At 59.4% G+C, this 8,096-nt stretch carries 4 protein-coding genes and 1 pseudogene; all 5 read left to right on the top strand.

Annotated elements, in window-relative coordinates; all coding sequences use genetic code 11:
* Positions 1-935: 935 nt before the first annotated feature.
* The 5 genes and pseudogenes from K8W16_RS09660 (at position 936) to K8W16_RS09680 (ending at position 7,859) form a co-directional block, all read left to right on the top strand.
* Complete coding sequence (locus K8W16_RS09660; protein ID WP_304123022.1) at positions 936-1,955, top strand: dynamin family protein; 1,020 nt, start codon at positions 936-938, stop codon at positions 1,953-1,955.
* A 153-nt stretch (positions 1,956-2,108) separates the two neighbouring features.
* Positions 2,109-2,696: an HD domain-containing protein gene (locus K8W16_RS09665; protein WP_304123023.1), complete on the top strand. Its 588-nt coding sequence runs from the start codon at positions 2,109-2,111 to the stop codon at positions 2,694-2,696.
* Between the two features lie 222 nt (positions 2,697-2,918).
* Positions 2,919-3,167, top strand: a pseudogene (locus tag K8W16_RS09670) (transposase); the annotation flags it as partial.
* 579 nt (positions 3,168-3,746) lie between these two features.
* On the top strand, positions 3,747-6,311 hold the full coding sequence (locus K8W16_RS09675; RefSeq protein ID WP_304123024.1) for a hybrid sensor histidine kinase/response regulator: 2,565 nt from the start codon (positions 3,747-3,749) through the stop codon (positions 6,309-6,311).
* 450 nt (positions 6,312-6,761) lie between these two features.
* On the top strand, positions 6,762-7,859 hold the full coding sequence (locus tag K8W16_RS09680) for a GNAT family N-acetyltransferase (RefSeq protein ID WP_304123027.1): 1,098 nt from the start codon (positions 6,762-6,764) through the stop codon (positions 7,857-7,859).
* Positions 7,860-8,096 lie beyond the last annotated feature (237 nt).

Raw genomic sequence — 8,096 nt, forward strand, 5'->3', positions numbered from 1 at the left:
AAAGCGGAGGGCAGGCTTTTCGAAGCCGTGGAAGGGCGTTGCAGGGGGCCCGGCAGAGGGGGGCGTGTTTTCCCCGGCCGGAAGGCGCAAAAAAAGCGGGGGCTTCGGGAAAACCCCCGCTTCCTGCGTGCGGTAAAGATACCCGCACGGGGCGGGCGCGTTACTTGTAGACCTTAGAGGCAAAGATGCCGAGGCATACGACAACACACATAAGAACGGCGCAGATGCTCAGTACCAGAGAACCCAGTTCCATACTATCCTCCTTGTTTTTGTACAAGACAAACGTCGTCGCACGTCATGGAACGGCGCGAGCGTTATAATATGCATGGGTATATAACATACGCCTTCCATGTTTTTTTTAGAACATAGCAGGCCAAACTTTTTAAAACAACTTATTTTTGAGAAAAATTTTTTATTTATATATAATTTTTACAATATGCCGTCATTTTTTTTATCGTGGATATTTTTATAATGAAAAAGAACTGTGAAAAAAAATAACGTCGAAAAAATACGGAGCAGCGTTCTTTGAAACAGGATTTTTCCCAGCCTTGTTGCGCATGTTTTTTTGTTTTTTGTCATGTGATTTTTTTTCTGTAAGGAGTTGTCATGTGTTTTTTCCGTTTTTCTTCGTGCACAAAGGAAAAGTCACGGAGGAAATTTTTGTCCCGCTTTCGTGTCGCAAGGAGCGCTTTCTGCGCCGGAGAAAGCCTCCGCGTATGCCCTCCGGGAACGTGCGTTCAGCTTCATGATATCGCTGGACGGGCATGCTCCGGCCCTGTCGGGAAAGCGCCGTCTCCCCGCAGGCCGCCGGAACCTCGCCCGGGGAACGTGCGTCCGGGCCTCGGGAAGGGCCCGCCTTTCCGGGGCTTGCCTTGAGCGGGCAATAGGGTATCTTCGGGAAAACGCCGGACTGCGAAAGGGACAGGAGTTGTAATATGGGCGAGTTTCGCGTGCCCGATACCGGGCTTCATATTCTTATGCTGGGCTGCATGAGCTCGGGGAAATCCACGGTGCTCAACGCCCTTCTGGGCAGGGGGGCCTTCCCTGCCGGGAACAGGGCCACCACGGCACAGGTCTTCCGCGTGCTGCACGACCCCTTCTGCGGGGAGAATCTGTGCCGCAACCCTTCGGAAAGCGAAGAATGGCATCCGCTCACCCTGGAGCGGCTCGCCTCCTACAACGGTTCCATGAAGGAGAATGTCCCGGCGGACATTCATCTGCGCCTGCCGCACCTTGAGAAAAAGCGCCCCATCGTGCTTTACGACACTCCCGGCCCCAATACCAGCAAATACGGTGAGCACCGGGGAGAAACCTATTTCGCCCTGGAAAAGCTGCCCCTCAGCCATATCTTCCTGGTGCTGGACATGGCCCAGCTGCACACCCGCGACGAGGAGGCCCTGCTTCAGGACATGGGCCGCGTGGTGGCGGAACGCGGCGGCATGCCCGTGCTGGTTCTCCTGAACAAGGCCGACGTCCTCGACGTGGAAAAGGAATCCGTCGCGGAAATCGTGGCGGAAGTGCGCGATACCGTGGCGCAATATCTGCCGGAAGGTTCGCCGGTGGACGTGATCCCCCTCATGGCCAAGGGCGCGGAGGTATGGCGGCGCATGATAGACCGCGACAGCCTCACCGTGTTCGAGGTGGAGTTCGGCCAGTATATCGACTGGAGGCTCTGCGAGGCCATGCTGAAGGCCGCAATCATGCCGGAAAAGATACGCGTGAGCGTGGCGGAGCAGATGGAGGAGTGGCGCAGATTGCAGAAATTTTCCCGGGCCTTCCGCTCCTCGCTGGAATACCTGGCAAAGCGCGTGCACCCCGAGGCCGAGCTTGTGAACAGGAACGTGAGCAAGATTCTCGATTATGCCGACTGCCGCCGCGCAATCACCGCTTCCGGCATCGTGGCCCTTGAGGAATATATGGACGGGCTCATCCCGCCCGCACCCCGGGCGGAGTAGGGCCTTTTTCCCCGGCCTTTGCATGCCCCGGAGGCGGGCCGTGCGCCGTGCCGCCCCTTTCGGGAAAGGCGTCTTTCCCGGGCATGAACGGGGCCTTTTTTCCCGGGTGCGTCCTCGCCCCGGCTTCATCGTCATCCTTTCAGAGGAAGAGTTATGAGAACGTGTTCCATAGGCAGGGAAGAAGCCCTCGCCCTTTTGAAAAAGTACAACAGCGAACCCTTTCACCTCCTGCACGCCCTCACGGTGGAAGGCGTGATGCGTTATTTCGCCCTCGAACGCGGCTTTGCCGACGAGGCGGACTTCTGGGCCATGGCCGGGCTTCTGCACGATATAGACTTTGAGCGCTACCCCGAGGAACATTGCCGCAAGGCCCCGGAACTTCTGCGCGAAGCCGGGCTGGAGGAAGACATGGTGCACGCCGTGTGCAGCCACGGCTACGGCCTGTGCTCCGACGTGGAGCCGGAGCACGAGATGGAGAAGATACTCTTTGCCGCCGACGAACTTACCGGGCTCATCGGCGCGGCCGCGCGCATGCGCCCCTCGGGCAGCGTCATGGACATGGAAGTGTCCAGCCTGAAAAAGAAGTTCAAGGACAAGCGCTTTGCCGCGGGCTGCTCTCGCGACGTCATACGGGCCGGGGCCGAGCGCCTGGGCTGGACGCTGGAAGAGCTCTTCGGGCGCACCCTCGACGCCATGCGCTCCTGCGAGGAAAGCGTGAAGGCGGATATGGCCTCCCTCTGAGGCCCCATGGCCTTTCGGGCGCGTTCCCTTTCCGGGGGCGCGCTTTTTTTGGTTAAAAGAAAACCCCCAGCTAGGCTGGGGGTTCCCGAAAACTTATAGTTATGCGTAGGTTATAAACACTCCTTTTGATTTGCTAAGAAAGGGGTGCGGTCTGGCAACTGCGCCCTCAAGCAAATCAGAAGGAGGTCACGATGGGTGACACAAAGAATTCAGCGCATACGAAAGATAAGTGTATCGGCGTTTGTCGGATATTTGAAAGGAAAGAGCAGCCTGATGATATATGAGCAGTTCGGCGAGCTGAAGTTCAACTATCGTAGTCGGGAATCCTGGTGCCGTGGTTACTATGTCGACACGGTGGACAAGAATAAGGCAAAGATAGCCGAGTCCATCAGGTGTCAACCGGCCGAGGATAAACTTGGTGAGCAGCTGAGTCTTCCGTACGCCGGAAGCCCGTTTACGGGCCGCCGGTAACAGAAATGCAGAGGTCAGACCGTATATGCGCCTGTTAGGGCGCGGCTGGTAAGAGAGCCTTACAGGCGCATAAGAGGAACCACCGGCTATGCCGGTGGGGCCCCTTTGCGTTTTTCCGGTGCGGGCGGGAGTGTTGAGGGTGCCGCGCCCGGCAGGGGCTGCGTTGCCGCCGACCGCGACAACAACGGCGTGGGGGAATCCCCGCGCACGGCCGGGGCTTCACGGGCGGCCTTTGTTGGAACATTCCCCTGCCCCGGAAAGGCAGGGAGAGCTGCGGGGGAGCGGCTCCCGTATGCTGCTGCGGCCGGGAATTGCGGGATAAACCTGTTGATCTCATGGGTAAAGTCTGCAACACTGGCAAAAGGCGCAAAAAACGCCCTGCCCCCTGTCCGGGGCGGGAATGTGTGGCCTGGGCCGTGCGGCAATGCTTTGATATCGCCCGCCGGCGTGTGCGCCGTCCGCGTGCGGAAAGCTCTCGCACAGGCCTTGCCCGTAGAGCTTTGCACCTCCCGCAGGGAAGCGGCGGAACGGCCGTTGCCCTTTACTTGCGTGAACCGGCTGCAACGGTAGGGGAAAGGGATGAAAGAGGTATACGGCACTCTTGTGTATCTGGTGAAAAAGGCGAAGTTCAGCATTTCCATTTTCATGGTCATGCTGCTTTTTTCCTTTGTCGGCTACCAGATCATGAAGATAAACCTGCTGAAGAATGCCCAGAACCTGGGGGACAACCTCTCGCGCATCTATGCTCTGGAGCAGCGGGGCAACCTGGAATTCTATTCCGTGCTGCTTTCCTTCGGCGTGAGCATGGTGGACAATACTACCGAGCGGGCCGAGATCACGGAAAAGATCATGTATTTTTTCCATCAGGTGCAGAATCTTCTCGGGGAAGGCATCGTGGACCCGTACCTCGTCATGGACGATTACATCGTGGCCCTGAACCCCTGGGAAGGGGACGACAGCTACGACTTCAAGAACGCCGTCTGGTTCCGGCAGGCCGTGGAGAATCCCGGGAAGGTGATTTTCACCGATACCTACACGGACGCCGTGTACAACAAGCCCGTCATAACCATTGCCGGGAAGTGTTCCTCGGGGGCGGTGCTGGCCTTCGACATTTTCCCGGAGAATTTCCGCTTTTCCAACATCATGCTGGAGAGCGCGCAGGGCAGTTCCTTCTTTTTGTGCGACAATCAGGGCACGCTCCTCTATGCGCAGACCTCCGCCGAAGATCCCTACGACAGGCTCCTGCCCTATGTGAAGAACCTTTTCCGGCGCATCAAGAACCATGAGCTCAAGGAGTATTCGGCGAGCATCGTGGACCTGAAGGGGGAGCGCCGGGGCGTGTATTATTACGAGATGCCCAACGGCTGGACCTCCATACTCACCATTCCCTTCAATGTGATTTTGAAGGATCTGGAGTCGTTCCGGAGCCTTTTCTATGTGCTGGTGTTTCTGCTGCTCATAGGCATGGCTCTTCTGACGTGGCGCAACGTCGCAAGCCAGAGCCGCTTCGAGCGTACCAATGAAGCCGTGCAGGTGCTCGGCAACAGCTACTATGCCGTCTACCGCATCGATTATGAGCTTGAGCGCTACGAAATCATCAAGGAAGCCGCTTTCGTGAGGAGCAATCTTGCGCCTTCCGGCCCCTATGAGGAGCTCCTGCGCGCCGTGTGCGAGCACATGGAAAAGGACTATCTCAAGGAATACCGGGATACCTTCTCCATCGCCAACATCCGCGACCTTGTGAGGCAGAACATGCGGGACTTCGGCGGCGATTTCCGGCAATGCTTCGAAGATATCTGCCGATGGGTGAACATCCGCGTACTCTTCGACGAAGCCATAAACAGCAAGGAAGTCATCCTCTGCTTCCGGGAAATAGAAAAGGAGAAGCAGAAGCAGCTGGAGGAGCATACCCTGCTCGTCAATTCCCTGAACAAGGCCGTGCAGAGCGACAAGGCCAAGCAGGTCTTTTTCAGCAACATGTCCCACGAGATGCGCACCCCGCTGAACGCCGTCATCAATCTGGCCTCGCTTGCGAAAAGTTCCGTGCAGAGCCCTTTGCAGGTGACGCATTATCTGGAAAAAATCGAACATTCCGGCAGACTGCTCATAGAGCTCGTCAACGATATTCTCGAAATTTCCAAGCTCACCCAGGGCAAGATAGAGCTGAACAACCGGCGCATGGACATACGCGCCTGCCTGGAGGAATGTCTCAGCCCCTTCAGCATCCAGGCGGAAAGCGAGGGGAAGAGCTTCCGCGTGTCCTGGGAGCTCAGCCATACGCTCATTATGGGCGACGCTTTCCGCATCACCCAGATCATGAACAACCTGCTTTCCAATGCGCTCAAGTTCACCGACAGGGGCGACAGCATAGGCGTGGAGGTTTCGGAGGTCAGCCGGAACGAATATGCACAGTACAAGATCGTAGTGTCCGATACCGGCATAGGCATGTCGGAAGAGTATCAGAGCAAGATTTTCGAGCCGTATTCCCGTGAGAACAGGACCTTTTCCCGCCCGGTGAGCGGCACGGGCCTCGGCATGCCCATCGTGAAGAGCATCGTGGAGCTTCTGAACGGCAGTATCGTGGTATCCAGCCGAGTGGGGCAGGGCACCATGTTTACCGTCATACTGCCCTTCCTCATAGTGAGGGAAGAGGAAGCGGCCCCCGCCCCGGCGGAGGAAAAGGAAGCGGCGTCGGGCGGATTCCTCTCGGGAAAGCGCATCCTGCTTGCGGAAGACAACGAGATCAATATGGAAGTGGCCGAAGAGATCCTGGCCATGAACGGTATGCTTGTGGAAAAGGCCTGGAACGGCCGCGAGGCTCTGGAGGCCTTCCGGGATTCGGAGCCCTTCCATTTCGACGCCGTCCTCATGGACATGCAGATGCCGGAAATGAACGGCTGCGAGGCGGGCAGCGCCATACGCGCCCTGCCGCGCCCCGATGCCGCCTCCGTGCCCATCATCGCAGTCACGGCGAACGCCTTTGCCGAAGACGTTGCCGAGACCGCCCGCGCGGGCATGAATGCCCATGTCTCCAAGCCCATAAACTTCGCCGCATTGGGCAAACTTCTGGAAAAGCTCATTGCCGAATACCGCGCACGGCGTCCGAAGACGGAGGATTGCGGGAAAATGCGCACAGATGCATAAAAACGGAGCTTTCCTGAGGGTATGCAGGGGGCCTGCCTTGCGGAAGGGCGCGCGGAGGTTGGCGGAGCGTGTTGAGGCCTGATAAAAGTTTCGGAAGGCCGACGGCCCGGAAAAGCCTGCGACAGGTCGGGGAACGGGCCGGCTGCGCAGGGGCGACGGCCCCCGGAGTGAGCGGAAGGTTCGGATCGTCCGCTTGTGCGGAGCGGCCTTTCGGGCTGTCCGGGGGAGGTACCGAGACGGTGCAGGCGGTTGCGGCAAGGGGCTTCCGGGCATGGGTTCTGCCCGGGGCAGACCGCGCAAAAGGCGCAGGCGTTTCCGTGGGGCTGCGCTGTTGCCGCGCGCTTTCGGGGGCAGGGCGGGCCTTGCCGCGCGTTTTTTCGTGTTGCCCGACTTCCGGTGCGGGGCAATTTTCAGGCGCTGTCACGGCGGCAGGGCCGCAAAGGATAGGATATGTCGTTCTTCATTCGTAAGGCGGTAGTGGAAGACGCGCAGGCCGTGGGCCTTGTGCACGAACAGGCCTGGCGGGAAACGTATTCGCGCATGCTCCCCCCCTATGTGCTCGCTGCAAGGAGCGCGGAAAAAAGTGCGGCCATGTTCCGCCGCGGGGGCTGCCGCAATATGTTTGTTGCCGAGAGCGAAGAGGGGATTGCGGGCTTCTGCGGCTTCGGCCATTCGAGGGATGCGGGAGTTCCGGCAGGGACAGGGGAAATTTACGGTCTGTATGTGCTGAAACGCCGTCAGCGCAGGGGAATGGGCACGGCACTCATGGCAGAGGCGCTTTCCGCCCTTGCGGCGCAGGGTTTTTCCGCCGTGTTTCTGTGGGTCTTGGAGAAAAACCGCAAGGCGCGACGCTTCTATGAGAAAAACGGCTTTTCTCTCAGCGGGGAAGTCCGGAATTTTCCCGGGGAGCCGATACGGGAAATCAGGTATGTAAGGCCCCTTGATGCCGGTGTCCTATCCGGAGCGGCGCAGACCCGCGCCTTCCCGTGCGGGCAGAAGGAGCAGCGCAGGGAGAAGGCTTCCGGAGCGAATATGGCCGTATCCGTGCGGCAGGAAAGGCCGGAAGACCATGAAGCCGTGCATGCCCTTGTGCGGGAAGCGTTTGCAGAAGCGCAGCATCGCGACGGCACGGAGCAGGACCTTGTGGATGCCCTGCGGAAGGGGCGCTCCTTTGTGCCGGGGCTTTCCCTGGTGGCGGAAGTGTGCGGCTGCCTTGCCGGGCATATTCTTTTCAGCCGGGCCATGGTGGGAAGCGCGGAAGTGCTGGTGCTGGCCCCGCTTGCCGTACTGCCCCGCTTCCGGCGGCAGGGCGTGGGGAGCGCTCTGGTCCGGGAGGGGCTTGCCCGCGCGCGGGCCCTCGGCTTCTGCGGCGTGCTCGTGCTGGGGAGCGCACGGTATTATTCCCGCTTCGGCTTCCGGCCTGCCTCAGGCTTCGGCGTAGAGGTACCGGAAGGCCTGCCCGAGCCCTGCTTCCTGGCCCTGCCCCTCGGGGAAGGCGCGGTATTTCCGGCGGGCAGGGTGGCTTTTGCCGAAGAATTCGGCCTGTGACCTCTTCCCCATGCTGCGGCGGGAAGCTTTTTCCGGCGCGGCAGGGCGCAAGCGGGGAAAGGCATGTTTTTCCGGCCGGGCTGAAGCGTCCGCCTTTGCCGCCGGAACTTCGGGCCGTCTGTGCCGTGAGCCTTGGACGCCCCGCCTGCCGGGGAGGACGTTTTCCCCGGGGAATCGTTTTTTCGTCGTGAGGGAGGGCGTTTTTCAGCCCCCGGGTTCTCTCCGGCAGGGCCTTCC

It is taken from the genome of Mailhella massiliensis (assembly GCF_020741395.1).
Classification (GTDB): Bacteria; Desulfobacterota; Desulfovibrionia; order Desulfovibrionales; family Desulfovibrionaceae; genus Mailhella; species Mailhella massiliensis_A.

Excerpts from the sequence above, each read along its gene's own strand:
- K8W16_RS09660 (WP_304123022.1), top strand. The coding sequence starts at position 936 with ATGGGCGAGTTTCGCGTGCCCGATACCGGGCTTCATATTCTTATGCTG.
- K8W16_RS09665 (WP_304123023.1), top strand. The coding sequence starts at position 2,109 with ATGAGAACGTGTTCCATAGGCAGGGAAGAAGCCCTCGCCCTTTTGAAA.
- K8W16_RS09675 (WP_304123024.1), top strand. The coding sequence starts at position 3,747 with ATGAAAGAGGTATACGGCACTCTTGTGTATCTGGTGAAAAAGGCGAAG.
- K8W16_RS09680 (WP_304123027.1), top strand. The coding sequence starts at position 6,762 with ATGTCGTTCTTCATTCGTAAGGCGGTAGTGGAAGACGCGCAGGCCGTG.